A 25,743-nucleotide genomic window follows, 5' to 3' on the forward strand; every position below is an offset into this window, starting at 1 on the left:
GTGCCGGCGGCGCGGGTTTCCGCGCGGAAGGGGCGTGGGCGGGAGCCCGTCAGGAGGGGGCGTGGGCGGGAGTCCGTCAGGAGGTGGCGGGACGGGAGTCCGGCGTTCCGGCGAGCACCGCGAGGATGCGGTCGAGGTCCTCGGCCCCGGCGAAGTCGATGGTCAGTCGGCCCTTCGAGCGCCCCATCGTGATCTTCACCCGGGTGTCGAGCCGGTCGGCCAACTGGGAGGCGCGGCTCTCCAGCTCCGGCGGTGGCGCCGAGGCCGAGCGCTGGGTCCGCGAGGGCGGCAGGCCCCCACCCAGGGTCACGATCTCCTCCACTGCGCGCACGGAGAGGCCCTCGGCCACGACGCGCTGCGCCAGCCGCTCCATGGCTGCGCCGTCGTCGAGCGCCAGCAGGGCGCGAGCGTGCCCTGCAGACAGGACGCCCGCCGCGACGCGCCGCTGCACCAGCGGTGGCAGCCGCAGCAAGCGCAGCGTGTTGCTGATCTGCGGCCGGGAACGGCCGATGCGCCCGGCCAGCTCCTCGTGGGTGCAGCCGAAGTCCTCCAGGAGCTGCGCGTACGCGGCGGCCTCCTCCAGCGGGTTCAGCTGGCTGCGGTGGAGGTTCTCCAGAAGCGCGTCGCGGAGGAGGTCGTCATCGGTGGTGTCACGCACGATGGCCGGCACGACGCCCAGCCCGGCCTCGGTGGCGGCGCGCCACCGGCGCTCACCCATGACGAGTTCGTAGGTCGCCTCGCCGGTGCGCCGCTCGTCCTCGGGAAGGGGACGCACGACGACGGGCTGCAGGACCCCGACGGTCGCGACGGACTGGACGAGTTCACGCAGCTCGTCCTCGTCGAACACGGTGCGCGGCTGGCGCGCGTTCGGGACGATCGCGGTGACGGGAAGCTCGAGGAAGCGGGCACCGGGAACGGGAACCAGACCCTCGGGATCGGTCTGCGCCGCGAGGGGCGCCTCCGGCTCCGGACCAGCACCGACGGTCGCCTCCTCGGCCTCCTGCGCCGGCTCGCCGTCCGCGCGTTCGGTGGCACCGTGGGAGGTGGCGTCGGCCTGGGGGGTGGCGTCGGCCTGGGGGGTGGCGTCGGCCCCGGAGGGGGCGGACGGCTCCTCCGCGGGGGCCGGGACAGGGCTCGGCACGAGGTCGACGGGGGCGGCCTCGCCGGGCGTGGGGGCGCTCATCTCGTCCAGCGTCTGCTGCTCGTCCCGTGGTTCCACGTGAAACGACGCCCGTTCCGGTGCCCGACGGACCGCTCCGGCGCCGGTCCGGGCCATGAACACGGAGCGCCCGGCGCCCTCGGGGCCGCGAGCCTCCTCCTGCTCCACGTCCGGCACGTCGAGGCGCTGGTCGAAGAAGACGTCCACGGGTCGGGGCTGGGAGGCCCGCTCGGGCGCGGACCGCGGCGCCACCGGGGCGTTGGGGATGAGCGCCCCCAATCCCCGGCCCAGACCTCGACGCTTCTCGCTCACGCTGTTCCTTCCCTGTGGCCACCCGTCCCGCGACGGCCCGCCGTGCCTTCGGTCCACCGCGACCAGGGGTCGGGGGCCGTCCTCGCTGCCGGGCCCACCTCAGCATGGAGGGAGCTCGCATCGCCAGCCGCCACACCGTCGAGGTCGTCCGGTCGGGTGGCGCCCCGCTCCGCGAGCTCCCGTGCTGCCTCGAGGTAGGCGAGTGCGCCGCTGGAGTTCGGGTCGTAGGCCATGACCGACTTGCCGTGGCTGGGGGCCTCGGAGATGCGCACCGACCGCGGGACGAGCGCGCCGAGCACCTGCTCCCCGAAGTGGCTGCGCACCTCCTCGACCACCTGGGCCGCCAGCCGCGTCCGCCCGTCGTACATCGTCAGGAGGATCGTCGAGACGTGCAGGTCCGGATTGAGGTGCTGCCGGATGAGGTCGATGTTGCTCAGCAGCTGGGTGAGACCCTCGAGCGCGTAGTACTCGCACTGGATCGGGATGAGCACCTCGGGCGCCGCCACGAAGGCGTTGATGGTGAGGAGACCCAGGCTCGGCGGACAGTCGATGAGGACGTAGTCGATGCGACCGGCACCGGAGCGCTCGACCTGCCGCAGGTAGGCGGTGAGCGCGCGGGACAGTCGCGACTCCCGCGCCACCATGGAGACGAGCTCGATCTCGGCGCCGGCGAGGTCGATGGTGGCGGGGGCGCACCAGAGGTCCCCTGGCTCCTCGCAGCGCTGCACGACCTCGGCGAGCGGCTTGCCCTCCACCAGCACCTCGTAGACGCCGGGCACCTCCTCGTGGTGCTCGATGCCGAGCGCCGTGGAGGCGTTGCCCTGCGGGTCCACATCGAGGACGAGGACCTTGAGGCCGGCAGCCGCGAGTGCCGCGGCGAGGTTCACGGCGGTGGTGGTCTTGCCCACGCCGCCCTTCTGGTTGGCGATCGTGATGATGCGCGTCTCGTCCGGGCGGGGGAAGTGCTCGGCGGCTGAGGGTCCGGCGTCGTCCACGGGGCGCACGTCGGCGGCGGGCTCCTCCATCGGCGGGTGCGGCTCCTCGGTGTCGGTCTCGCGCGCCCGGAGCTTCGCCGTGCGCAGCACGGAGGCCAGCGCCTCAGCCTGCTCCGCGACCTCAGCCGCCTCCGACGGCCCGGCCGATTCATCCACGAGGACGGGCAGCTCTGCCTCGACGCGACCGTGGTCGTCGCGCGGGGGCGGGAGCATCTCGGCCTCCGCGATGAGGCTTTCTTCGGTGACGGGTGCGCCGGCGCTTGCCCCAGAGACACCTTCCGGGGTCGCCTCACGGGCAGCGCCAGGCGGCACGGCGGTGGCAGTCGTGCTCTCGTCGTCGAACAGGAAGGCGCTCTGGGTCGCGGGCCCCGCGATCAGACCCGACCCCGTTTCACGTGGAACGGCGAGTTCCACGGGTGCCGCTGCACCGCTCGCGAGTGAAGCCGACACCTCGGGGCGCGACAAGGTCGTCGGCCGCGCGACAGCCGACTCTGACGTCGTAGTGGCGCCCGGTAGCGTTTCACGTGAAACGGCCACGCCTGCCACACCCCCTGGCGTCGTCGCCGCCGAGGTGCCCTCGAGGACCAGCCCCGGGGTCGACGTCGCTTCCGGGACGGATCCCTCACTCGGTCCCGTTTCACGTGATACGGCCGACTCCGCGTCGCGGCCTGGCGTCGCCGAGGGAGCAAGGGGCGCGGCACCCACAGGCGCCCCCGTCTCCCCCGCAGGGCCCTCCTCCAGCTTTGTTTCACGTGAAACGGCGTCCGGGCGGGCCGCCCCCGCCGCGTCGGCGTCCCGCCCCTCCCGAGTCAGTCGAGCACGTGCGTCACTCACGTCCGCCTGAGCGGTCGGTCGGTCGGTTTCACGTGAAACGAGCCCCCGCCAACCGACGGGCTCCGGGCTCGTGCCCGAACCGTGCGCGAGCCCCTGCCAGCCGACGGGGCTGAGGCGCACCTCGTTGCTGGTTCCGCCGATGTCAGCGACCACGACCTGCTCCACTTCCCCTTCCACGACCACTGCCGGGCTCCGCTGCGCGGCGCCCGGACTTCTTGCCGCCCGACGATGCGGGTCGCTGCTTGCCGCCCGCCGTGGGCAGGCGCAGCGCGCCCGTCCCCCGTTCCACGCGCACGACGGTCAGGTCTTCATCGGGAACCCCCGTCTCGCACGTCACGACGGTGGGCACCGCGGGGACGCCCCAGCGCTGGAGTGCGGGCCACGCCTGCTCGACCTCCTCGTCGGCCGACCGCCCCTTGATGGCGAGCACCACCCCGCTGGTGGTGGTCAGCGGCAAGGCCCAGCCCGCCAGCTTCTCGAGGGGTGCGACGGCCCGGGCGGTCAGGACCTGCGCCGCCAGTTCGCCCCGCACGTCCTCCGCTCGTCCTCGCACCACCCGGCAGCGGTCCCCCAGCTGCAGCTCCGAGACGACCTCGCGCAAGAAGTGGTAGCGGCGCTCCAGTGGCTCGAGGAGCGTCACCATCAGGTCCGGCCGTGCGAGGGTCAGGGGGATGCCGGGCAGGCCTGCGCCGGATCCGATGTCGAGCACGGACGCGCCCTCGGGAACGACCTCGCGCAGTCCGGCGCAGTTGAGGATGTGGCGCTCCCACAGCCGGGGCACCTCGCGGGGGCCGATGAGCCCTCGGGTGACACCGTCGGTGGCGAGGAGGTCCGCGTAGCGCTGCGCGAGCTCGGCGGCCTCCCCGAACACGCGCGGAACGACGGACGGAACGACAACGGGGGGTGCTTCCGTTTCACGTGAAACGGAAGCACCCCCCGTGTCTGCCGGGTGGTCAGGGGAGTCGGGGCCGAGCACCCCCGGAGCCTACCGAGAGCGGGCGGTGCTGCCCGCCACGGCTCACCGCTCCGTCAGTCCCCGCTGGTCGGCGCCAGGATGACGACGTAGCGCTTGGGCTCTTCGCCCTCTGATTCGCTCTCGAGCCCGGCCGCGGCCACGGCGTCGTGGACCACCTTGCGCTCGAAGGCGGGCATGGGCTCCAGGCGGGTGTCGGTGCCGGAGGCCTTGACCCGCTCGCAGGCCTCAGTGGCGAGGGCGGTGAGCGATGCTCGCCGCTCTGCCCGGTACCCGGCGACGTCCAGCAGGAGGCGGGTGCGGTCCCCCGTCTGGGCCTGCACGGCCAGGCGGGTCAGCTCCTGCAGCGCCTCGAGCACGTCTCCGCCCTCGCCGACGAGGCGCTGGAGCCTGCGGTGCGAGTTCCCCTCGGCGACGACGGCGACCGAGGCGCGCCCGTTCTCGATGTCGATGTCGATGTCGCCGTCCAGGTCGGCGATGTCCAGCAGTTCCTCGAGGTAGTCGGCTGCGATGTCGCCCTCCTCCTCGAGCTTCGAGATGCTGCCCGAGCGCCGCCCCTTCGAGCCGTTCGTGGTGGCGTCCGCCGCGGGCGCTCCACCCTCGACCGTGGGCTCCGCCGCCTCAGCAGTGGTCTCCTCCATGTGCTCCTCCTCACGAGCTCCCTCGCGGAAGCCCTCACAGGCACCGGCCGTCACCGGTGCCACGTCGTGCGGGGCGCCCCGGAAGTGGGACGCCCCGCGTGGTTCGTGGGTCGCGGTCAGCGCGTGGATCCGCCGCTGGCCGGCGGGGTGCCGGGGCGCGGGCGGCGGTTGCGCTCGGCGCGCTTGGGCTGGTGGCGCTGACCGCTCTTGCGCGGGGGCGGCACGGCCTCCGCTCCGCTGACGGCCTCAGGGGCGACGTCGGACTTGGTCATCTCCAGCGGCTTGCCGCGGCGGGCGGCCTTGCGGGCCTTCCGCTGCTCCAGCTCCTTCTCCGCGAGGGAGCCGGGGCTCGGCATGCGCCGGATGACGTAGAACTGCTGGCCCATGGACCAGAAGTTGGTGGTGAGCCAGTAGAGCAGCACACCGATCGGGAAGTGCACGCCGGAGACGGCGAAGATGACCGGCAGCAGGTACAGCATCATCTTCTGCTGCTGCGCGAAGGGGTTGTTCTCGTCCATGGCGCTGGAGGTGTTCTTCGCCATGAGCTGCTTCTGGGTGATGAACTGCGACAGCGACATCAGCACGATCATGGTGACCGTGAGGAGCACCGTCGGCAGGTCGCTCATGTTCGCCCAGAAGGTGGCGGACAGCGGAGCTCCGAACAGGGTCGCGTCGCGCGCCTGCTCCGCCAGGGTGTCGGTGAGCGCCCCGATGCCCTCGCCGTTCTTGATGCCGTTGAGCGTCCAGAAGAGCGCCAGGAAGATCGGCATCTGCAGCAGGATCGGCAGGCACGAGGCCATCGGGTTGGTCCCCGACTCCCGGTACAGCGCCATCATCTCCTGCTGCATGGCCTGCCGGCTGGCGGTGTCCGTCTTCCCCTTGTACTTCTGCTGGATCTTCCGCATCTCCGGCTGGATGAGCTGCATGCCGCGCATCGCCTTGATCTGCTTGACGAAGAGCGGGATGAGCACGATCCGGACGACGATGACGAGACCGACGATGGACAGCGCCCACGCCGGACCGCCCGCCGGGTCCATGCCCAGGGCGGTGAAGAGGTCGTGGAACCTCACCATGATCCAGGCGACGACCGACTGAATCGGTCTGATGAGGCTGAAGAAGAAGTCGATCATCCGGGGCGAGTCCTCCAGTTTCCTCGGTGCCGGGGGCTCCGGCCGATCGCGCCGATCCCGGGACCGGGAGGTGGGCGACGTGCAGGGGAGGGGACCGGCTGGTGCGCCGGTGCCCGCTCAGTGGTGCGAGGGGCGACCCCTCGGCGGAACGGGGTCCACCCCTCCAGGGTTCCACGGATGGCAGCGCGACAGGCGGCGCACGGTCAGCCAGGTGCCCATCAGGGCGCCGCGGGTGCGCAGCGCCTCGACCGCGTACGCGGAGCAGGAGGGGTAGAAGCGGCACGTCGGGCCGAGCATCGGTGACAGGAGGAGCTGGTAGGCGCGCACGAGGACGACGAGCCCGAGGCTGGGCCAGCGGAGGGGGTGCCACAGTGGGCGGGGGGCGTCAGCCACGGTTCACTGCCCCACCACGGCTGCCAGCCCCAGGCGCCGGAGGCCCTTGTCGAGGTCCGCCCCCAGTTCGGCGGAGGTGCTGCCGGCCGCGGCGGGCAGGGCCCGCACCACCAGCAGAGCCCCGTCGGGCAGGAGTGGCAGGCGGTCGGCGCAGAGGTGGCGCAGCTGCCGCTGGGTGCGGTGGCGCTGCACCGAACCACCCACGGCCTTGGAGACCACGAACCCCACCCGCGCGGGCCCCTGCTCTCCGGTGTCGGCGTAGTGCAGCACGACGCGCCGTGCCCCCACGCGGCGCCCGCTCCGCAGGACGAGGGTGAAGTCGTCCCGACGGTGCAGGCGGCGCGCTAGCGGGAGCACGGCGCGTACGGAGGGAGGAGGAAGGTCAGGCCGAGAGCTCGGCGCGGCCCTTGGCGCGCCGAGCCGAGAGGATGGCGCGGCCGGCGCGCGTGCGCATCCGCAGCCGGAAGCCGTGGGTCTTGGCCCGACGGCGGTTGTTCGGCTGGAAGGTCCGCTTGCTCACGTCAGGTCTCCAGGATCGATCGGAACGGGGCTGGGGTGCTGGCCGCCGCGATCAGACCGGCCCCAGGGGACCGGTGCAGAACTCCGAGACAGCGCAGAACACAATCTCGGTCAGGGTACGACCCGAGGGCAGGTGGGGTCAAAGCGCGTCCGTGACCGCGACCCGGGACGGCGTGTCGGATGCACAGCGCGACGGGCTCCGTCTAGCGTTCACCCGTCCGGGCCAGCGCAACCGGGTGCCGGTGAGGGCCACTTGAACGGCTCGGGTCCCGGTTGTTACCGTCCGGCTCGACTGCTGGCGTCCACGCCCGATCCAGTGGCGGATCGAGGGGGCGCACATCACCGCACCCACCGTCATGCACAGTATGTGGACAGGGGTGTGGACAACCGCCCTCCCCACAGCGCGGCGGGACAGGAGTGGCTTCAGTGGATGCCGAGGGCGAGACGTTCTCCCAGGCCTGGACGCGCGCGATCGCGCAGCTCGAGAGCTCGGGGGCCACGCACCAGCAGCGCGCCTTCGTCCGCCTGACCAAGCCCCTGGGCCTGCTCGACGGCACCGCCCTGCTCGCCGTGCCGAACGACCTGACCAAGGAGTTCATCGAGCAGAAGATGCGCGAGCCCCTGGCTCGTGCGCTCAGCGACGCCCTCGGGCGCGGGGTGCGCATCGCCGTCACCGTCGACAGCTCCATCTCCGACGAGCGCTCCGGTGACGGGCACGCGGAGATGTCGGCCGACGGCGGCGCTGCGCAGGAGGCGCCCCCCGAGGAGCGCACCCGGTGGGACGACCAGCCGTCGTCCCGCTCGGCCCACGACGGCATCCCGCTGGACGACTCCGACCCGGACCTGCTCTTCACGGGCTTCCAGGTGGACCGCGGGCCCGGTACGGGCCGGCAGGCGGGGCGCCCGGCGAACCGGGGCAGCGCGTCGCGGGCCGGGGCCAAGGGCGAGACGGCGCGGCTGAACCCGAAGTACATCTTCGAGACCTTCGTCATCGGCGCCAGCAACCGCTTCGCCCACGCCGCGGCGGTGGCGGTGGCCGAGGCGCCGGCCAAGGCGTACAACCCGCTCTTCATCTACGGCGAGTCCGGCCTGGGCAAGACGCACCTGCTGCACGCGATCGGGCACTACGCGCAGAACCTGTACCCCGGGGTGCAGGTGCGCTACGTGAACTCGGAGGAGTTCACCAACGACTTCATCAACTCCATCCGCGACGACAAGGCGCAGGCGTTCCAGCGCCGCTACCGCGACGTCGACGTGCTCCTGATCGACGACATCCAGTTCCTGTCGAACAAGGTGCAGACGCAGGAGGAGTTCTTCCACACGTTCAACACGCTGCACAACAGCAGCAAGCAGGTCGTGATCACCTCCGACCTGCCGCCGAAGCAGCTCTCCGGCTTCGAGGAGCGGATGCGCAGCCGCTTCGAGTGGGGCCTGATCACGGACGTGCAGCCGCCGGACCTGGAGACGCGCATCGCGATCCTCCGCAAGAAGGCGATCGGGGAGCGGCTCGAGGCTCCCGACGAGGTGCTGGAGTACATCGCCTCGAAGATCAGCAGCAACATCCGCGAGCTCGAGGGCGCGCTGATCCGCGTCACGGCGTTCGCCAGCCTCAACCGGCAGCTCGTCGACACCCAGCTCGCCGAGATCGTCCTGCGCGACCTGATCCCCAACGACACGACGCCGGAGATCACCGCATCGACGATCATGGGGCAGACGGCGTCCTACTTCAGCGTGACGCTGGAGGACCTGTGCGGCACCTCGCGCTCGCGCACGCTGGTGACCGCCCGGCAGATCGCGATGTACCTGTGCCGGGAGCTCACGGAGCTGTCGCTGCCGAAGATCGGCCAGCAGTTCGGCGGCCGCGACCACACGACCGTCATGCACGCCGAGCGCAAGATCAAGCAGCAGATGGCGGAGCGGCGCAGCACCTACAACCAGGTCACCGAGCTCACGAACCGCATCAAGAAGCAGGCCGGCGCCTGATCGAGGTGTGACGCACGGCGCCCCGTCGCCGTCCCCAGGCCCCCTCCACGGCCCCCGTTCCCGGCAGACGCCCGGGCGGGGGCCGTGGCCGTGTCCACGGATCCGTCCCGGCGCCGTCCCCAGCAGGGGCGACCAGCCTGTGCACTTCCCTCCACAGACTGGGGACAACCCTGTGGACGAAGGCCGCGAAAGCCGTGGACAACCCGGTGGACCGCCGGTGCACGCTCGCAGCACGAGCGGTGGACGCCTGTGCACAGCGGTCCGGGCCGCCTCGCGCCTGTGGACGACGACGCGTCGCGCTCCGCAGCGGCTCCACAGGCCCGGATGGCCCCTACAGGCCTCTGACCTGCGAAGACACTGGTTCATCCCCAGGTTCCACAAGGGCTATGACGATGATGATTCCCCCAGGAGAGAGGGTCGTCAGCCCACATCTACCGGTGGACGTGGATGCGGAGGGCTGGGGAGGAGAGCTGGGGAGAACGGCCCGCTGCGCGGGCCCGCTCCCCGGTTCACCGGTGTCGGTCGACTCGCGTAATGTCGGGAGCCGCTCCCCGCACCGGTGGAGGACTGTGGACACCCGCGGTGGATCCGAGGGCCCTCCCGGGCACGGGTGCACCAGACGAACGGGTACGCCGGGCAGGGGCCCGGCACGGAGGAAGGCGGTGGCCCGTGAAGCTCCAGGTCGAGCGGGACGTGCTCGCGGAGGCCGTGGCCTGGGCTGCGCGCGCTCTGCCGAGCCGGCCGCCGGTGCCCGTCCTCGCCGGCGTCCTCCTGGAGGCGGACGCCCAGGGCACCGTGACGCTGTCGAGCTTCGACTACGAGGTCTCCGCCCGGGTCGAGGTGCCGGCACGGGTCGACGAGCCCGGACGGGCCCTGGTCTCCGGCCGGCTGCTCGCCGACATCAGCCGCAGCCTCCCGGCACGCCCCGTGGAGCTGGTCACCGAGGGGACGAAGGTCACGCTCAGCTGCGGGGCGAGCCGCTTCAACCTGCTCACGATGCCCGTGGAGGAGTACCCGAGCCTGCCCGCGATGCCGAGCGGGTCGGGCACGCTGCCGGGGGACACCTTCACCGAGGCGGTGGCCCAGGTGACGATCGCCGCCAGCCGCGACGAGACCCTGCCGATCCTCACGGGCGTGCGCATGGAGATCGAGGGCAACCGGCTCACCCTCATGGCCACGGACCGCTACCGGCTCGCGATGCGGGAGCTGGAGTGGCAGCCGGACGCGCCCGAGACCTCCGCCATCGCCCTCGTGCGGGCGCGGACCCTGTCGGAGGTCGCCCGCTCCATGGGGGCCACCGGCAGCATCACGATGGCCTTGGGCCAGGGCGGCGCCGACCTGATCGGCTTCGAGGCCGGGGGCCGGCACGCGACGTCCCTCCTCGTCGACGGGGAGTACCCGAAGGTGCGAGCCCTCTTCCCGGCGGAGTCCCCGATCCACGCGGTCGTCGAGCGTGCGCCGCTCATGGAGGCCGTCAAGCGCGTGGCGCTGGTCGCCGAGCGCAACACCCCCGTGCGGCTGCGCTTCGAGGACGGCGTCCTCGCGCTCGAGGCCGGCCAGGGGGAGGACGCGCAGGCCTCGGAGTCCCTGGACGCGACGCTGACCGGGGAGTCCATCTCCATCGCCTTCAACCCGCAGTTCCTGCTCGACGGGCTCGGTGCCCTCTCGACCACCTACGCGCGCCTGTCCTTCACCCAGGCCACCCGTCCCGCGGTGCTCACGGGCCAGCGGGAGGCCGAGGGGGACGACGACGAGAGCTACCGCTACCTGCTGATGCCGGTCCGCCTGGCCACCTGAGCCGGCTGCGGTCGCCCGACCACCCACACGACGCACGGACCCGGGGGACCGGGTCAGGGAGGAAGCATCCAGATGCACATCGGACTGGTCGGTCTCGGGAAGATGGGCGGCAACATGCGCGCCCGGCTGCGGGAGAAGGGCGTGGAGGTCACCGGGTACGACCCGAACCCCGACGTCACGGACGTCGCCAGCCTCGAGGACCTCGTCGCTGCGCTGCCCAGCCCCAAGGTCGTGTGGGTGATGGTGCCGTCCGGGCAGATCACCCGCGACACCGTGGCCTCCCTCGCGCCGCTCCTCGGCGAGGGCGACCTCGTCATCGAGGGCGGCAACTCCAAGTGGACCGACGACGAGAAGAACGCCGCCCTGCTGGCCGAGCGCGGCACCGGCTACGTCGACTGCGGCGTCTCCGGCGGCGTCTGGGGCCGCGAGAACGGCTACGGCCTCATGGCCGGTGGCGACTCCGCGAACATCGACCTGGCCATGCCGGTCTTCGACGCGCTGCGCCCGGAGGGGCCGCGCGAGGAGGGCTTCGCGCACGCCGGCGAGGTCGGCGCCGGCCACTACGCGAAGATGGTCCACAACGGCATCGAGTACGGCCTGATGCACGCCTACGCCGAGGGCTACGAGCTCCTCGAGGCGAAGGGGATCATCACCGACGTGCCGGCGGTCTTCAAGGCGTGGACCCGCGGCACCGTCGTGCGCTCGTGGCTGCTGGACCTGCTGGTGCACGCCCTGGAGGAGGACCCGAAGCTGGCCAAGCTGCGCGGCTACGCCTCCGACTCGGGTGAGGGCCGCTGGACGCTGGAGCAGGCGATCGAGAACGCCGTCCCGATGCCGGTCCTCGCCGCGGCGCTGTTCGCCCGCTTCGCCTCCCGCCAGGAGGACTCCCCGTCGATCAAGGCGGTCGCGGCGCTGCGCAACCAGTTCGGCGGGCACGCCGTGACCGAGGCCGGACCGACCTCCGGCACCGGCTCCGTCAGCTGACCGAGCTGCGGTCTGCGTGTACGTCGCCCACCTGTCGCTGGCGGACTTCCGCTCGTACCCGCAGCTGGAGCTGTCCCTCTCGCCGGGGGTGACGACCCTGCTCGGGCGCAACGGGCAGGGGAAGACCAACCTCGTCGAGGCCATCGGGTACGTGGCGTCGCTGTCCAGCCACCGGGTGAGCACGGACGCCCCCCTGGTCCGCCAGGGGGCTCCTCGGGCGGTGGTGCGTGCCGACGTCGTGCGGCACGACCCCGCCCGGGGGGAGCGGCACACCCTCGTGGAGCTGGAGATCACTCCCGGCCGGGCGAACCGGGCGCGGGTGAACCGCTCACCGGTGCGCCGGCCGCGGGAGGTCCTGGGGGCGCTGCGCACGGTCCTGTTCGCCCCGGAGGACCTGGCGCTCGTCAAGGGTGACCCGGACGGGCGGCGCCGCTACCTCGACGAGCTGCTGGTCTCCCGCTGGCCGCGGCTGGCGGGCGTGCGCAGCGACTACGACCGGGTGGTGCGCCAGCGCACCGCGCTGCTGAAGTCGGCGGGGGCGGCGATGCGCTCCGGCCGCGCGGACGTGCGGACCCTGGACGTGTGGGACGAGCAGCTCGCCACGACGGGGGCGGAGCTCCTCGTGGCGCGCCTCGCCCTGCTGCGGCAGCTGCGCCGCCCCGCGGCCGAGGCGTACCAGGTGCTGAGCGGAGGCCAGGGGGACCTCGGCTTGTGGTACCGGTCGAACCTCAAGGCCCTGCAGGGCTCCGTCGCCACGGAGGCCTACGGCGAGGTGCCCACCGTCGCGGACGTTCGGGAGGCGCTCCTCGCCGACGCGCAGGAGCAGCGCCGGTCGGAGCTGGACCGCGGTGTCACCCTCGTCGGGCCGCACCGCGACGACCTGCAGCTGGACCTGTCGGGGATGCCGGCGAAGGGCTACGCGAGCCACGGGGAGTCCTGGTCGGTGGCGCTGGGGCTGCGCCTGGCCAGCTACCGGCTGCTGCTGGGCGACGCCGAGGGCGACCCGGGCGGCGCGCCGGTGCTGGTGCTGGACGACGTGTTCGCCGAGCTGGACACGGGACGGCGGGAGCGGCTGGCGGAGGTGGTGGCCGGGGCCGAGCAGGTCCTGGTGACCGCGGCGGTGCCGGAGGACGTGCCCCCTGCCCTGCAGGGCGCCGGGACCCACCGGGTGGACGTCGTCTCGGGGAGCGCCGTCCGTGCCGGGTGAGAACGAGCCCGGTCAGGACGAGCCGGAGCCGCTGCTGCCGCCACCGGGCGTGGACCTGCGGACGGAGCCCGAGGATCCCGCCGCCGGCACCGCCGATGCGGTGCGGGCGGCCCTGGGACGGGCGCGGGCGGCCGCCACGGCCCGCGGGCTGACCCCGACGGCGCGCACCCGGGGCGGGGGCTTCGAGGCGCCCCGCACGGCTGCGGACCGGGCCGCGGACCGCGCTGCCGAGCGCGACCGCCGCCGCAGCGCCGCGGCCCGCTCGGGTGCCTGGCCGGACGCGCGCGACCCGCAGCCCCTGAAGTCGCTGGTGGACCGGCTGGTGGGGGAGCGCGGCTGGCGCGAGCCGGTGTCGGTGGGTGGGGTCTTCGGCCGCTGGGACGCCGTCGTGGGGTCGGAGGTGGCGCAGCACTGCCGCCCGGAGACGTTCGACGAAGGCAAGCTCACCGTGCGGGCGGAGTCGACGGCGTGGGCGACGCAGGTGCGCCTCCTGGTGCCGGACGTGCTGCGCCGCCTCGACGAGGAGCTGGGCAGCGGGGTGGTCACGGCGGTCGTCGTGCGGGGACCGCAGGGACCGTCGTGGCGCAAGGGGGGCCGCAGCGCCCCCGGAGCGCGGGGTCCGCGCGACACGTACGGCTGAGCCGGCCGGGAGTCCGCACCGCCCCGGCCGGGGCATCGGAGGCCCGGGCAGCAGGCCCTGCCGAGTCGCGGCTCAGGCGCCCGTGCGGGCCGCCCGCCAGCGCTCGGCCTGGTCGGCGGTGAGCCGGTAGCACGCCTCAGCCGGGTTGCGCGGGTCCAGCGTGGGACCCCAGGCGCGGGAGAGCATCCAGCCCCGACCCTCGTAGTGGACCCGCAGGTGCCGGGTGAGCGCGGAGAACGCGCCGCGCAGGCTGCCGCGGGAGATGCCGGTCGCCTCCTCCAGGTCGCTGGTGGCGAAGTACTGGCCGGGGTCGTCGGCGAGGACGTCGAGGACGGCGCAGAGGGTCGTGTTCATCGCGTGCGGGGTCCGGGCGAAGCGCTGCAGGTCCTCCCGCTCCCACGGGACCGCGGCGACGTGCGCCGCGTCGTCCGCCGGAGCGGGCACTGCCGGAGCGGGCACTGCCGGAGCGGCGGGGGTCGCCACCTCCGCCTGCTCGTCGGGCGGCAGGGCTCCGTCCCGCTGCGCGATGAGGGCGTACACGGCCGTGAGGTGCTTGCGCGGCACGAGCACCTGCACGAGCTCGTCCTCCTGGGTGTTCATGGACCGCTGATCTCCCTCCCCGGATGGCTCATCGAGACTCCAGGCGCTCGGCATCGTTCCGGGAGCACCCCGCGAACGGTCCGGAGCGTACTGGAGTGTTGTGGAGCACTTCTGCCTCCGGCATGGTGTCCCCCGGTGTGTCCGGCACCTGCTCAGGACCGGACCCTCGGCGGCCGGCTCGCCCGGACCGACCGGTCCCTGCGGCGCCGAGGCCCGCTGAACGACCACCCCGGTCCGCGCCTCCACCGCCGTCCCCGGCTCGCCGCGGGACCACCCGGAGGACCACCCGGACGCCGCTGCGGGGACCAGCGGAAGGGCATTGGGCGGGCGGTGGCGCACCGGCGCCCGGACCCAGCAGGGAAGCGGCCGCAGGTGCGCGGCAGGGCCGTTCTGCTCCCGGGGAACGTGGGGGCCCTCGCCCGGGGGGCGGAAAGGCCGTCTGAGGGCGACACAGGGCCGTTTCTGGCGGCCTGGCGTCCCGGCCGGCGCCCTCCCTCGGGGTAGACTGGGGCGTCCAGGCGGCCGCCTGGCCACGGAGCCGCTCGGAGCCGTGTCCGTCCCCGCCCACGCGGGAGCGGGTTCCGCGCGGCCGCCGTCCTCCGGAGGGGAGAGCACAGACCCGTGCCCAGCGACGACGCGCGCCCGGCCGAGAACCCCCAGCAGGGGCCCGACGGGGCGGCAGCCGCTCCGCACGGGCAGCACCCCGGTCCGGAGGGGGCCGACGGCACGGTCCCGTCGCTGGCCGACGTGCTACCCGCCGACGCCGCCGTCACCCCGCTCACGCGCGAGGAGATCGACGGCGAGTACGGCGCCAGCGCCATCACGGTGCTGGAGGGCCTGGAGGCGGTCCGCAAGCGCCCCGGCATGTACATCGGTTCCACCGGTGAGCGCGGCCTGCACCACCTCGTCTACGAGGTGGTCGACAACTCCGTCGACGAGGCGCTGGCCGGTCACTGCGACACGATCCGGGTCGTCCTGCTGCCCGACGGCGGCGTGCGCGTCTCCGACAACGGCCGCGGCATCCCCGTCGACCTGCACCCGGTGGAGAACCGCCCCGCGGTGGAGGTCGTGCTGACCGTCCTGCACGCCGGCGGCAAGTTCGGTGGCGGCGGCTACTCCGTCTCCGGCGGCCTGCACGGCGTCGGCGTCTCCGTCGTCAACGCCCTCTCCGTCCGCCTCGACGTCGAGGTGCGCCGGCAGGGGTTCGTGTGGCGGCAGTCCTACGCCCACGGCGTGCCCCAGGCCCCGCTGGCCAAGGGCGAGGAGACGGTCGAGACGGGCACCACCGTCACGTTCTGGCCCAGCGAGGAGACCTTCGAGACCACCCACTTCGACTTCGAGACCCTGCGGACCCGCTTCCAGCAGATGGCGTTCCTCAACAAGGGGCTGACGCTGACGCTGGTCGACGAGCGCCTGCCGGAGACCGAGGACGACGCGGAGGACACCGAGATCGCCCCCCGCGAGGTGACGTACCGCTACGACGGCGGCCTCGTGGACTACGTGCGCCACATCAACGCGCAGAAGAAGAACGACCCGCTGCACGAGACGGTGGTGTCGTTCGAGAGCGAGGACACCGACCGGCAGATCTCCGTCGAGGTCGCCCTGCAGTGGACGACGTCCTACTCGGAGTCGGTGTTCACCTTCGCCAACACCATCAACACCAGCGAGGGCGGCACCCACGAGGCGGGCTTCCGCACCGCGCTGACGAACCTCGTCGTCGGCTACGCCCGCGAGCAGAAGCTGCTGAAGGAGAAGGAGAACCTCGAGGGCTCCGACATCCGCGAGGGCCTCACCGCGATCATCTCGGTGAAGCTGTCGGAGCCGCAGTTCGAGGGGCAGACGAAGACGAAGCTCGGCAACACCGTCGCGCGCACGTTCGTGCAGCAGCAGGTGGCCGAGCACCTCGGGCACTGGTTCGCCAGCAACCCGGCGGAGGCCAAGACCATCGCGCGCAAGGCGGTGGCGGCGTCGGTGGCGCGCAACGCGGCCCGCAAGGCGCGCGAGGCCAGCCGCAAGGGCCTGATGGAGCGCAACTCCCTGCCCGGCAAGCTGAAGGACTGCCAGTCCAACGACCCCGCCGAGTGCGAGGTCTTCATCGTCGAGGGCGACTCCGCGGGCGGTTCGGCGGTGCGCGGTCGCGACCCGCGCACCCAGGCGATCCTCCCGATCCGCGGCAAGATCCTGAACGTGGAGAAGGCGCGGCTGGACCGGGCGCTGGGCAACCAGGAGGTCCAGGCCCTCATCACGGCGTTCGGCACGGGCATCGGCGAGGAGCTCAACCTCGACAAGCTCCGGTACCACAAGGTCATCATCATGGCCGACGCCGACGTCGACGGTAAGCACATCTGCACGCTGCTGCTGACGCTGCTGTTCCGCTACATGCGCCCCCTCGTGGAGGCCGGGCACGTCTACCTCGCGCAGCCGCCGCTGTACCGGCTGAAGTGGCAGAACAACGTGCCGCACGAGTTCGCCTACTCCGACCGCGAGCGCGACGCCCTCATCAAGGCGGGGCAGGAGGCTGGCAAGCGGCTGCCCAAGGAGAACGCGGTGCAGCGCTACAAGGGTCTCGGGGAGATGAACTGGGACGAGCTCGCCGAGACGACGATGGACCGGGAGCACCGCACGCTGCTGCAGGTGACCCTCGAGGACGCCGCGGCCGCCGACGAGATCTTCTCGGTGCTGATGGGGGAGGACGTGGACTCGCGCCGGTCCTTCATCCAGCGCAACGCCCGCGACGTCCGCTTCCTCGACGTCTGACGCGCCCCGCGCCCGACCGACTCCCCGACCGCACCGGCCGCAGAGGACCCCACCCGTGACCGACACCACCGAGCAGCACCCCGGCGACCGCGTCGAGCAGGTCGACCTGCAGCTGGAGATGCAGCGTTCGTACCTCGACTACGCGATGAGCGTCATCGTGTCGCGGGCGCTGCCCGACGTGCGCGACGGCCTGAAGCCGGTGCACCGCAGGGTGCTGTACGCGATGTACGACGGCGGGTACCGCCCCGACCGCTCCTACTCCAAGTGCGCCCGCGTCGTCGGTGACGTCATGGGTCACTACCACCCCCACGGCGACGCCTCGATCTACGACGCCCTGGTGCGACTGGCGCAGGACTGGTCGCTGCGCTACCCGCTCGTCGCCGGGCAGGGCAACTTCGGCTCCCCCGGCAACGACCCGGCCGCGGCGCCGCGCTACACCGAGTGCCGCATGGCGCCGCTGGCCATGGAGATGGTCCGCGACATCGACGAGGAGACCGTCGACTTCGTCGACAACTACGACGGCCGCAACCAGGAGCCGTCCGTCCTGCCGAGCCGGTTCCCCAACCTGCTCGTCAACGGCTCGGCCGGTATCGCGGTCGGCATGGCGACCAACATCCCCCCGCACAACCTGCGCGAGGTCGCCGCGGGCGTGGAGTGGCTGCTGGAGAACCCCGAGGCGAGCGACGAGGAGCAGCTCGCCGCCCTGATGCAGCGCGTCAAGGGCCCGGACTTCCCCACGGGAGCGCAGATCCTCGGCCACCGCGGCATCGCCGACGCCTACCGCACCGGCCGCGGCTCCGTGACGATGCGCGCCGTCGTGGAGATCGAGGAGATCCAGAACCGGACCTGCCTCGTCATCACCGAGCTGCCCTACCAGGTCAACCCGGACAACCTCGCGGAGAACATCGCCTCGCTGGCCAACCAGGGCCGCATCGCGGGCATCGCCGACGTGCGCGACGAGACCTCCGGCAAGACGGGCCAGCGCCTCGTCGTGGTGCTGCGCCGCGACGCCGTCGCCAAGGTCGTGCTGAACAACCTGTACAAGCACACCCAGCTGCAGCAGACGTTCGGCGCGAACATGCTGGCCCTCGTCGACGGGGTGCCCCGTACCCTGCCGCTCAACGCCTTCCTCAAGCACTGGATCACCCACCAGGTCGAGGTCATCCAGCGGCGCACCCGGTTCAGGCTGCGCAAGGCCGAGGAGCGCGCCCACATCCTGCGGGCCCTGCTCAAGGCGCTCGACGCGATGGACGAGGTCATCGCCCTCATCCGCGCCTCCGCGACCGTCGACGACGCCCGCGCCGGGCTGATGGACCTGCTCGAGATCGACGACGTGCAAGCGCGCGCGATCCTCACGATGCAGCTGCGCCAGCTCGCGGCCCTGGAGCGGCAGCGCCTCACCGACGAGTTCGACGAGCTGGCCCGCCGCATCGCCGACTACAACGACATCCTCGCCCGCCCGGAGCGGCAGCGGCAGATCGTCGGCACCGAGCTGAGCGAGCTCGTCGACAAGTACGGCGACGAGCGCAAGACGCAGATCCTCCCGTTCGAGGGGGACATGAGCGTCGAGGACCTCATCCCCGTCGAGGACGTCGTCGTCACCGTCACCCGCACCGGTTACGCCAAGCGCACCCGCACCGACCTGTACCGGGCGCAGCGCCGCGGCGGGAAGGGCGTGCGGGGGGCGCAGCTGCGCGAGGACGACGTGGTGGAGCACTTCTTCACCACGACGACCCACCACTGGCTGCTGTTCTTCACCAACCTGGGCCGCGTCTACCGCGCCAAGGCGTACGAGCTGCCGGAGGGCGGCCGCGACGGGCGCGGTCAGCACGTCGCGAACCTGCTGGCGTTCCAGCCGGGCGAGAAGATCGTCGCCGTCCTCGACATCGAGGACTACGAGCAGGCTCCGTTCCTCGTCCTCGGCACCCGCGGCGGGCTGGTGAAGAAGACCCGCCTGTCCGAGTACGACTCCAACCGCTCCGGCGGCCTGATCGCCATCAACCTGCGCGAGCGGGAGGACGGCACGCCCGACGAGCTGTTCGCCGCGTCCCTGGTGGACTCCAGCGACGACCTCTTCCTCGTCTCCCGCAAGGGCATGTCGGTGCGCTTCACCGCCGACGACTCCGCGCTGCGCCCGATGGGGCGGGCGACCTCGGGCGTGACGGGCATGAAGTTCCGCAGCGACGACGAGCTGCTCGCCCTGGCCGTGGCCCGCGAGGGGCAGGACGTCTTCGTCGTCACCGAGGCCGGCTTCGCCAAGCGCACCCCCATCGACCAGTACCGCAGGCAGGGCCGCGGCGGCCTCGGGATCAAGGTCGCGAAGCTCGCCGAGGCGCGCGGTGACCTGGTCGGTGCGCTGACCGTGGAGGAGAGCGACGAGGTCCTCGTCGTCATGGCCGGCGGCAAGGTGGTGCGCTCCCGCGTCGACGAGGTGCCCGCGAAGGGCCGCGACACGATGGGCGTCACGTTCGCCAAGCCGGATGCGGGCGACCACATCATCGCCGTCGCCCGCAACGCCGAGCGGGCCCTGGCGGAGGAGGTCGCGGCGGTGGAGGACGCCGGTGGCAGCGCCGAGGTGCGCGCCGCCGAGCAGTCGCCGGTGGACGTGCCGGACGAGGCCGGGCCGGGTGACGACCTGGCCGCCGGCGACGGCGGTGTGGGTGGAGCGGGTGAGGGTGCCGTGGATGCCGGTGCCGAGGGGCCTGTGGATGGCGTACCGTCTGACGACCCGTCAACTCTTCCGACGGACGACGCAGGAGGCACGGAGTGACCCCGGTGGAACGCACCTACGGCCAGGGCGCTCCCGCGTCCGGCAAGGCCCAGTCGGGCACGGCGACCCCCAGCCGGCCGGCCGCCCGGCCCGGTGGCCCGGCCGTCTCGCACGACGGGGTGCCCCGCCGGGTGCGCCTGACGCTGGCGCGGGTGGACCCCTGGACGGTGACGAAGCTGTCCTTCCTGCTGTCGGTGGCGATCGGCATGGCGCTGGTCGTGGCGACCGGTGTGGTGTGGGTCGTCCTGAACGGCATGGGCGTCTTCAGCGACGTCAACGGGGTGCTGCGCGACATCGTGGGCCCGAACGCCGGCGTGGACGTCTTCGAGTACGTCGGCTTCGGCAAGGTCATCTCGCTGGCGACGGTGGTGGCGGTCGTGGACGTCGTGCTCCTGACCGCCCTGGCGACGCTCGTGGCGTTCCTCTACAACGTCTCCGCCGCCCTCGTCGGCGGCCTGCGGGTCACCCTGTCCGACGACTGAGCCGCCGGTGCGCTCCCGGGCCGGTACCCGGTGAGCGCACCTCCACGGGTGCGGTAGAGTCGTGTACCGCTGCCACGGCGGCACGGGCCTATAGCTCAGACGGTTAGAGCGCTTCCCTGATAAGGAAGAGGTCACAGGTTCAAGTCCTGTTAGGCCCACAGCATCACCGCAGGCCAGAGGCCCGCACCCCCTCGGGGGTGCGGGCCTCTGGCGTTGGGCGGGGGCACCCGGGGCGGTCGCATCCGCCGCCTGCGAGGGGTCCGCCGGGAGCCGGGGTGACGCAGAGTCCTCAAGGCCGCGAGCGGATCCTCCGATGGGGGTTCAACGCCCCTGGTGGTCGCCCCGCGTGACGGGTCGACCCCAGACATCGCGCCGAACCCCCTTGAATCGAGATGGAGCACCGTGGCGGCTGTCCAGTTCTTCCGTGACCTGCCCACTGCCGGGAAGCTGCAGGCGGTGAGCCTGCTGGTGCTGGCCTCGACGGTGACGGTGGGCGTGGTGGGCATCGACCGCCTCAGCCAGGCCGAGCACCACATGCACACGATGGCCACCCGCGACGTCGCGGCGGTCTCCGACGTGTCCACGGTGCGGGCCTCCTTCGAGCGCAGCCGCTTCCTCGTCGCCGAGCTCGCGCTGGCGCAGGACCCGGCCGACCACCCCAAGACCGAGGAGAAGATCGCCAAGGTCGACGCGGCCCTCGACGAGGCGTGGAAGCACTACACCGCGCTGGAGTTCTCCGAGACCGCGAAGCAGGCCGATGCCTTCGCCGCCGCGCTGGGCTCCTGGCGCAGCATCCGCGACGAGAAGATGCTGCCCCTGGCCGAGGCGAAGGACTACGCCGGGTTCGAGCGGGTCCGCGTGGAGGAGGGCTTCGCCCACGTCGAGGCCGCCCGCGCCGCACTGGAGGAGATCGTCGCGGCCGCCAACGCCGAGGCCGCCGCCGAGGCCGCCGCCACGTCGGCGGACTCCCGCAGCGCCCGCACCCTGATCATCGCCCTGCTGGTGGCGGCCGCGCTGGCCGGGCTGGCCCTGACCGTCCTGGTCGGCCGCATGATCAGCGTGCCGCTGCGGCGCACCGTCGAGGTCCTGCAGGGCGTGGCCGAGGGGCGCCTGGACCAGCGGCTGCCCGTGGACTCCCGCGACGAGGTGGGGCAGATGGCCGCCGCTCTCAACGGCGCGCTGGACTCCGTCGCCGGCACGCTGCGCGCGGTCGACGGCAACGCCCGGGAGCTGGCCGCGGCCTCGGGTGAGCTGACGCAGACCTCGGGTCGCATGAGCAGCTCCGCGCAGGCGTCGGCGCAGCAGGCCAGCAGCGTCTCCGCGGCGGCCGACGAGGTCTCGGCCAACGTGCAGACGGTGGCCGCGGGGGTGGAGGAGATGGGTGCCTCCATCCGCGAGATCGCCGCCGGCACCTCCACCGCCGCCGAGGTCGCCATCCAGGCCGTCGCCATCGCGGAGCGGACCAGCGCCACCGTCGGCAAGCTGGGGGAGTCCTCCGCCGAGATCGGCAACGTCGTCAAGAGCATCACCACGATCGCGGAGCAGACCAACCTGCTCGCGCTCAACGCCACCATCGAGGCGGCCCGGGCCGGGGAGATGGGCAAGGGCTTCGCGGTCGTGGCCGGTGAGGTGAAGGAACTGGCGCAGCAGACCGCCCGCGCCACCGAGGACATCACCCGCCGGGTGGAGGTCATCCAGCAGGACACCGCCGGTGCGGTCGCGGCGATCGCGCAGATCACCGAGGTCATCCACTCCATGAGCGACGCCCAGGCCTCCACCGCCTCGGCGGTGGAGGAGCAGACCGCCACGACCGCGGAGATGGCGCGCAGCGTCGCCGAGACGGCAGCCGGGGCCGGGGACATCGCCGGCAGCATCACCACCGTGGCCCGCGCCGCCAGCCAGACCACCGGTGACGCCGAGAGCACGGCGCACTCCGCCGCCGACCTGGCCCGGATGGCCGCCGACCTGCAGCAGCTCGTCAGCCGCTTCCGCTACTGACGGGCGCAGCCCCTGGTCGCCCGGCGTCAGCGGGGCCATGCTGGGAGCAGTCCTTCCTTCGTGGTGCAGCGGTTGGCGCCTGGGTGGATCGACGTCGTCAAGTCCAGGAGGTCCCGTGGCCGCGCAGGAGGTCCGTGCGAGCACACCGCGGCTGCGACGGCGTTCCTCCCGGGACGCGGTGCCCGACCAGCTGCTGGCGGCGGCGCTGCTGGGCACGGCGGCGATCCAGGTCGCAGTGGTGCTCAACCCCTACGTCCACTGGAACGCGCCGATGGTGGTTCCGGAGGCGGCGGGCTTCGCGCTGCGGGTGCTGGCCGGGGTCTGGCTGCTGTCCACCGCCGGCCGCCCCCGTCGTCCCTGGACGTGGCTGGCGATCGTGCTGGCGGACGTCGCGCTGCTGACGTGGAGCTTCGCGGTGATCGGCGTCACCCAGGTCGGGATCCTCATCTCGCTGCTGGGGCGGTTGCCGTTCGTCTGCTCGGTCCTGCGCGGGCGGCAGCTGTGGGCGGCGGTCGCGGCGCTGCTCCTGCCGCCTGCCGTGGTGCTCGCCCACCGGGTGCAGTTCGTGGGGGGGGGTGGGAGCTGGGGGTGTTGTGGCTGTACTGGGTCGCGGCACTCGTCATCGGGGGCAGCACGCTGCGGGTCACCCGGGCGCTGGCCGCCGCGCAGACCCACGCGCAGGCCCTGGCCGCCCAGGCGCAGGCGTCGGAGGCGCAGGCCAGGGTCTCCGCGGCGCAGGCCCGGGATCTGGCCGGGCAGGCGCAGGAGCTGGCCGCGCGGGCGCAGGAACTGGCCGCGCGGCGGGAGTACGACGCGATGCACGACGCCCTGACGGGCCTGCCCAACCGCGTCCTCTACGCCGACCGCCTCGCCACCGCCGCCGCCCACGCCCAGCGCTGCGGGGCGGACGTGGCGGTGCTGCTCATCGACGTGGACCGCTTCAAGCTGGTCAACGACTCCCGCGGCCACCAGTGCGGCGACGAACTGCTCATCGCCCTGACCCGGCGCCTGACCCGGGCGGTGCGCGCCAGCGACACCCTGGCCCGCCTGGGCGGGGACGAGTTCGCCGTCATCGTCCAGGACGTCCACACCCCCGCCGACGCCCTCGCCGCGGCGGCCCACCTGCGTGCGGCGCTGCGCGAGCCCTTCCCTCTCGACGGCACCGGCACGGCAGGCCCGCAGTCGGTCTACGTCACCGCCTCCACCGGCATCGCCTTCGCCCGCGGGCGCGGGGAGGGGGAGCTCGAGGTGGTGCTGCGGGAGGCGGATGCCGCGATGTACCTGGCCAAGGCCCGCGGGCGCGGGGAGGTGGAGGTCTTCGACGAGTCCATGGGCGAGGTCGCCCAGCGCCGCCTGCACCTGGAGAACCAGTTGCGCCACGACGTCGAGACCGGCTCCGACGCCCTCTCCGTCGCCTTCCAGCCGTTGGTCGACCCCCGGGACGGGCGCGTCCTGGGGGTGGAGGCCCTGGCCCGCTGGAACAGCACGCCCTACGGGGTGATCGGGCCGGACGAGTTCATCGCCATCGCCGAGGACTGCGAGCTGATCCACGACCTGGGCCGCTCCGTGCTGCACACCACCCTCGAGCACGCCGCCTGGTGGCACAGCCTGCATCCCGAGCTGGAGATCGCGGTCAACGTCTCCCCCGTCCAGCTGCGCCGGCCCGACTTCGCCCAGCAGGTCAGCGCCGCCCTGGCCCGGGCCCGGGTGGTGCCGCAGCGGCTGTGCCTGGAGATCACCGAGAGCGTGCTGCTGGACACCGAGGGAGCCACCGTCGCCAACCTGCAGGCCCTGGACGAGGACGGCATCGCGCTGGCCGTGGACGACTTCGGCTCCGGCTGCTCCTCCCTGGGCCAGTTGCGCCGCTTCGCCATCTCCAAGCTGAAGGCGGACCGCTCCTTCGTCGACGATCCCGCCCTGCTGCGTGCCGTCGCCGACCTCGCCGCCGCCCTGGGCGCCTCCGCCCTGGCCGAGGGGGTGGAGACCCCGGAGCAGCAGCAGAGCCTCGTCCGGCTCGGCTACCGCCAGGCCCAGGGCTACCTCTGGGCGCGGCCTCAGCCCGCCACCGCCATCACCGACCTGCTCGGCCCCCGACGGGAGACGCACGCGACGGTGACGCCACCGCCACCGCGTCGAACCGGCGGCTGACGCCCTCCAGCCGCCGCTCAGGTGAGCAGCGTGATGCCCTCGAGGCTGCGCGACATGCGCTGCGCGTCGGTCGCGGCCTCGGCGATGGTGGAGCGCACTCCGGCCGTCGCGCTGCTCTGCTCCGCCACGGCGGAGGCGATGGTGCCCTGCGCCTCCACGACCCCGCGCATGACGTCCTGGATGGCGCCGAGGGAGGTCGCCGCCTCCTGCACGTCCCCGCGCACGGCGTCGACGACGCGGCGGATGCGCTCGGTGGCCTGCGCCGTCTCGGAGGCCAGGTCCTTGACCTCCCCGGCGACCACCGCGAACCCCTTGCCCAGCTCTCCCGCCCGCGCGGCCTCGATGGTGGCGTTCAGCGCGAGCAGGTTCGTCTGGTCCGCGATGCCGGAGATGCTCGTGGCGATCGCGTCGATCTCCGTCATCGTGCCGGCGAGCCGCTCGATCGTCACCGCGCTGGCCCGGGAGCGCGTGTCGGCGTCCTGGGCGGTACCGCTGGCCCGGTCCGCCACCGCGGCGATCCTCGAGAACGCCTCACTGAGCCCGGAGATGACCTCGTCGGCGGAGGCCACGTTGTCGGTGAGACGCGCACCGGAGCTCTGCAGCTGCGCCAGCGCGCCCGCCAGTTCGGCGGCGCGGGCCTCGCGCTCCTGCAGGCGCCGGGTGGCCTCCTCCGCGGCGGCCGCCCGCTCGGCGGCCAGCGCCTCCTGCGCCGCGACCTGGGCCCGCTGCTGCGCGGCTGCGCGCTGCTGCTCCTGGCGGCGGGCCCGGTCGGCCTGCTCGGTGAACTTCCAGCCGTAGGCGAGGGCGGTGGCCTCCGCGAGCAGGAACGCGGCGTGCAGTGCGGCGAACGGGATCGGGTCGGCCTGGGCGCGGGGGTCGGAGAAGACGGCGTGCGGGTCGAGGAGGGTCAGCGCGACGTGGTGCACCGCGACGAAGGCCACGGCGAGCAGGAACGGCGCCCATGCCTGGTAGAGGGAGATCATCGCGAGGAGCACGTAGAACCAGATGTGCAGGTCCGTCAGCCCACCGCCGACGTGGACGAGGACGTCGGCGCACACCATCAGGCCGAGGCCCACGGCGCTCGCCCGCCCGGCCTGGGAGGTCAGGACGTTCCCCAGGACCGCCGCGACGGCCACGGCGGCGAGCTGGCCCCACAGCGCCGGGCCGGTCTGACCCTGCCAGACGCCGAGCACGGCCAGGACCGGGACGTGCAGCACGAGCAGGGCCAGGAGGAGGCGGTGCCGGGCGCGGAAGGCCTGCTCGTCGAGCAGCACCCCGCGCGGGAGCCACCTGGCCGGTTCGGCCCGAACGTCGTGGTCGATCTCCATGGAATCGATCCTCGGCAGCTGCGCCTTCCAGGTGGAGGGGTCCGGCGCGGTGACCTGGGCCATACCCGGAGCTTCCCCTGCCGCCGGCAGCCT

21 protein-coding genes and 1 tRNA gene are annotated in these 25,743 nt (G+C 72.9%); 11 read left to right on the plus strand and 11 right to left on the minus strand.

Annotated features, from left to right (window positions below):
- Nucleotides 1-76: 76 nt before the first annotated feature.
- The 8 genes from CLV92_RS13515 to rpmH all read right to left on the minus strand — a co-directional run bounded on the left by CLV92_RS13515 (nucleotide 77) and on the right by rpmH (nucleotide 6,957).
- Nucleotides 77-1,471, minus strand: coding sequence for a ParB/RepB/Spo0J family partition protein (locus CLV92_RS13515; protein WP_245886792.1), 1,395 nt, complete (start codon nucleotides 1,469-1,471; stop codon nucleotides 77-79).
- Nucleotides 1,468-2,679 carry a ParA family protein gene (locus tag CLV92_RS13520; RefSeq protein ID WP_342762340.1) on the minus strand — a complete coding sequence of 404 codons (1,212 nt, stop codon included), beginning with the start codon at nucleotides 2,677-2,679 and terminating at the stop codon, nucleotides 1,468-1,470. Before CLV92_RS13520 ends, CLV92_RS13515 begins: the two co-directional genes overlap by 4 nt.
- A 763-nt stretch (nucleotides 2,680-3,442) precedes the next feature.
- Nucleotides 3,443-4,171, minus strand: a complete 729-nt coding sequence (rsmG, locus tag CLV92_RS13525) for a 16S rRNA (guanine(527)-N(7))-methyltransferase RsmG (RefSeq protein ID WP_245886794.1) — start codon at nucleotides 4,169-4,171, stop codon at nucleotides 3,443-3,445.
- A 158-nt stretch (nucleotides 4,172-4,329) separates the two neighbouring features.
- Nucleotides 4,330-4,914, minus strand: a complete 585-nt coding sequence (locus CLV92_RS13530; RefSeq protein WP_104433417.1) for a Jag family protein — start codon at nucleotides 4,912-4,914, stop codon at nucleotides 4,330-4,332.
- Nucleotides 4,915-5,030: 116 nt separating this feature from the next.
- Nucleotides 5,031-6,044, minus strand: a complete 1,014-nt coding sequence (yidC, locus tag CLV92_RS13535) for a membrane protein insertase YidC (protein ID WP_104433418.1) — start codon at nucleotides 6,042-6,044, stop codon at nucleotides 5,031-5,033.
- Nucleotides 6,045-6,161: 117 nt separating this feature from the next.
- Nucleotides 6,162-6,437, minus strand: a complete 276-nt coding sequence (gene yidD / locus CLV92_RS13540; RefSeq protein WP_245886796.1) for a membrane protein insertion efficiency factor YidD — start codon at nucleotides 6,435-6,437, stop codon at nucleotides 6,162-6,164.
- A 3-nt stretch (nucleotides 6,438-6,440) separates the two neighbouring features.
- Nucleotides 6,441-6,794 (minus strand): ribonuclease P protein component, encoded by a 354-nt coding sequence (rnpA, locus tag CLV92_RS13545; RefSeq protein WP_104433420.1) that lies wholly within the window; start codon nucleotides 6,792-6,794, stop codon nucleotides 6,441-6,443.
- Between the two features lie 25 nt (nucleotides 6,795-6,819).
- Complete coding sequence (gene rpmH, locus CLV92_RS13550) at nucleotides 6,820-6,957, minus strand: 50S ribosomal protein L34 (protein WP_104433422.1); 138 nt, start codon at nucleotides 6,955-6,957, stop codon at nucleotides 6,820-6,822.
- Between the two features lie 425 nt (nucleotides 6,958-7,382).
- Between rpmH and dnaA the strand changes: the two genes are divergently transcribed.
- The 5 genes from dnaA (at nucleotide 7,383) to CLV92_RS13575 (ending at nucleotide 13,567) form a co-directional block, all read left to right on the plus strand.
- On the plus strand, nucleotides 7,383-8,939 hold the full coding sequence (dnaA, locus tag CLV92_RS13555; RefSeq protein ID WP_104433424.1) for a chromosomal replication initiator protein DnaA: 1,557 nt from the start codon (nucleotides 7,383-7,385) through the stop codon (nucleotides 8,937-8,939).
- A 669-nt stretch (nucleotides 8,940-9,608) separates the two neighbouring features.
- Nucleotides 9,609-10,736, plus strand: coding sequence for a DNA polymerase III subunit beta (gene dnaN / locus CLV92_RS13560; RefSeq protein WP_104433426.1), 1,128 nt, complete (start codon nucleotides 9,609-9,611; stop codon nucleotides 10,734-10,736).
- 72 nt (nucleotides 10,737-10,808) lie between these two features.
- Nucleotides 10,809-11,720, plus strand: a complete 912-nt coding sequence (gene gnd, locus CLV92_RS13565; RefSeq protein ID WP_104433428.1) for a phosphogluconate dehydrogenase (NAD(+)-dependent, decarboxylating) — start codon at nucleotides 10,809-10,811, stop codon at nucleotides 11,718-11,720.
- A 16-nt stretch (nucleotides 11,721-11,736) separates the two neighbouring features.
- Nucleotides 11,737-12,927, plus strand: coding sequence for a DNA replication/repair protein RecF (gene recF, locus CLV92_RS13570; RefSeq protein ID WP_104433430.1), 1,191 nt, complete (start codon nucleotides 11,737-11,739; stop codon nucleotides 12,925-12,927).
- Nucleotides 12,917-13,567: a DciA family protein gene (locus CLV92_RS13575; RefSeq protein WP_211291118.1), complete on the plus strand. Its 651-nt coding sequence runs from the start codon at nucleotides 12,917-12,919 to the stop codon at nucleotides 13,565-13,567. Before recF ends, CLV92_RS13575 begins: the two co-directional genes overlap by 11 nt.
- A 72-nt stretch (nucleotides 13,568-13,639) precedes the next feature.
- On the opposite strand, the gene CLV92_RS13580 is transcribed toward CLV92_RS13575, so the two are convergent.
- Nucleotides 13,640-14,167, minus strand: coding sequence for a hypothetical protein (locus tag CLV92_RS13580; protein ID WP_104433432.1), 528 nt, complete (start codon nucleotides 14,165-14,167; stop codon nucleotides 13,640-13,642).
- 747 nt (nucleotides 14,168-14,914) lie between these two features.
- Here CLV92_RS13580 and gyrB point away from each other — a divergent pair.
- The 5 genes from gyrB to CLV92_RS13605 all read left to right on the plus strand — a co-directional run bounded on the left by gyrB (nucleotide 14,915) and on the right by CLV92_RS13605 (nucleotide 22,174).
- A complete protein-coding gene (gyrB, locus tag CLV92_RS13585; RefSeq protein WP_104433573.1) occupies nucleotides 14,915-16,924 on the plus strand; it encodes a DNA topoisomerase (ATP-hydrolyzing) subunit B in 2,010 nt (669 codons plus the stop codon).
- 55 nt (nucleotides 16,925-16,979) lie between these two features.
- Entirely contained in the window at nucleotides 16,980-19,694 is a 2,715-nt protein-coding gene (gyrA, locus tag CLV92_RS13590) for a DNA gyrase subunit A (RefSeq protein WP_104433434.1), read from the plus strand.
- On the plus strand, nucleotides 19,691-20,176 hold the full coding sequence (locus CLV92_RS13595; RefSeq protein WP_104433436.1) for a DUF3566 domain-containing protein: 486 nt from the start codon (nucleotides 19,691-19,693) through the stop codon (nucleotides 20,174-20,176). The genes gyrA and CLV92_RS13595 overlap by 4 nt, the downstream gene beginning before the upstream one ends.
- Before the next feature lie 84 nt (nucleotides 20,177-20,260).
- Nucleotides 20,261-20,334: transfer RNA gene (locus CLV92_RS13600), tRNA-Ile, on the plus strand.
- A gap of 244 nt (nucleotides 20,335-20,578) precedes the next feature.
- Nucleotides 20,579-22,174 carry a methyl-accepting chemotaxis protein gene (locus tag CLV92_RS13605; RefSeq protein WP_146099531.1) on the plus strand — a complete coding sequence of 532 codons (1,596 nt, stop codon included), beginning with the start codon at nucleotides 20,579-20,581 and terminating at the stop codon, nucleotides 22,172-22,174.
- Nucleotides 22,175-22,423: 249 nt separating this feature from the next.
- Here the strand turns inward: CLV92_RS13605 and CLV92_RS13610 are convergent, their stop codons facing one another.
- Entirely contained in the window at nucleotides 22,424-22,603 is a 180-nt protein-coding gene (locus CLV92_RS13610) for a hypothetical protein (RefSeq protein ID WP_104433440.1), read from the minus strand.
- A 159-nt stretch (nucleotides 22,604-22,762) separates the two neighbouring features.
- On the opposite strand from CLV92_RS13610, the gene CLV92_RS13615 reads away from it, so the two are divergent.
- Nucleotides 22,763-24,322, plus strand: a complete 1,560-nt coding sequence (locus CLV92_RS13615) for a putative bifunctional diguanylate cyclase/phosphodiesterase (protein WP_104433442.1) — start codon at nucleotides 22,763-22,765, stop codon at nucleotides 24,320-24,322.
- Between the two features lie 17 nt (nucleotides 24,323-24,339).
- On the opposite strand, the gene CLV92_RS21970 is transcribed toward CLV92_RS13615, so the two are convergent.
- Nucleotides 24,340-25,650 carry a methyl-accepting chemotaxis protein gene (locus tag CLV92_RS21970; protein WP_281256935.1) on the minus strand — a complete coding sequence of 437 codons (1,311 nt, stop codon included), beginning with the start codon at nucleotides 25,648-25,650 and terminating at the stop codon, nucleotides 24,340-24,342.
- Nucleotides 25,651-25,743: the final 93 nt, after the last annotated feature.

Source organism: Kineococcus xinjiangensis (genome assembly GCF_002934625.1).
In the GTDB taxonomy this organism is placed as follows: domain Bacteria; phylum Actinomycetota; class Actinomycetes; order Actinomycetales; family Kineococcaceae; genus Kineococcus_A; species Kineococcus_A xinjiangensis.

What these genes read in the sequence shown, in the direction of transcription:
- CLV92_RS13520 (WP_342762340.1), bottom strand. Translation starts at nt 2,679, where the DNA reads ATGCTCCCGCCCCCGCGCGACGACCACGGTCGCGTCGAGGCAGAGCTG.
- CLV92_RS13530 (WP_104433417.1), bottom strand. Translation starts at nt 4,914, where the DNA reads ATGGAGGAGACCACTGCTGAGGCGGCGGAGCCCACGGTCGAGGGTGGA.
- yidC (WP_104433418.1), bottom strand. Translation starts at nt 6,044, where the DNA reads ATGATCGACTTCTTCTTCAGCCTCATCAGACCGATTCAGTCGGTCGTC.
- gnd (WP_104433428.1), top strand. Translation starts at nt 10,809, where the DNA reads ATGCACATCGGACTGGTCGGTCTCGGGAAGATGGGCGGCAACATGCGC.
- CLV92_RS13580 (WP_104433432.1), bottom strand. Translation starts at nt 14,167, where the DNA reads ATGAACACCCAGGAGGACGAGCTCGTGCAGGTGCTCGTGCCGCGCAAG.
- CLV92_RS21970 (WP_281256935.1), bottom strand. Translation starts at nt 25,650, where the DNA reads ATGGAGATCGACCACGACGTTCGGGCCGAACCGGCCAGGTGGCTCCCG.